Genomic DNA, 251 nt, shown 5'->3' with positions numbered 1-251 from the left:
TCATAGTTAGCCGACTCTTCACCTTGCAGGGCTTTATCCAATATCCCTTTAACCGAGGCCTTGTAATCATCGGTGATAAACCCGGCCACCAGATCTTTTCCCATGACATCAATCTTAGCAAAGCCGGTGAGCTGCTCGGCGCGCTGGTTCCATTCGTTCACCAGACCCGCGGCATCAATCCCAAAAATAGGGGCATTGGCCGTATCGATTAACTGGGTTAAATCATGGGCGACACTTTCTTGCTCCTTACG

General features: G+C 50.2%; 1 protein-coding gene. It reads right to left on the bottom strand.

The genetic code is table 11. The features are described 5' to 3' along the window. The coding region (locus tag H4J52_RS03075; protein WP_182224212.1) for a PAS domain-containing protein at positions 1–251 on the bottom strand (251 nt) is incomplete at both ends.

The organism is Colwellia sp. MB02u-14 (assembly GCF_014076915.1).
GTDB lineage: Bacteria > Pseudomonadota > Gammaproteobacteria > Enterobacterales > Alteromonadaceae > Colwellia_A.
Note: the sequence above shows the minus strand (reverse complement) of the source record. Positions and strands in the feature narration are given on the sequence as shown.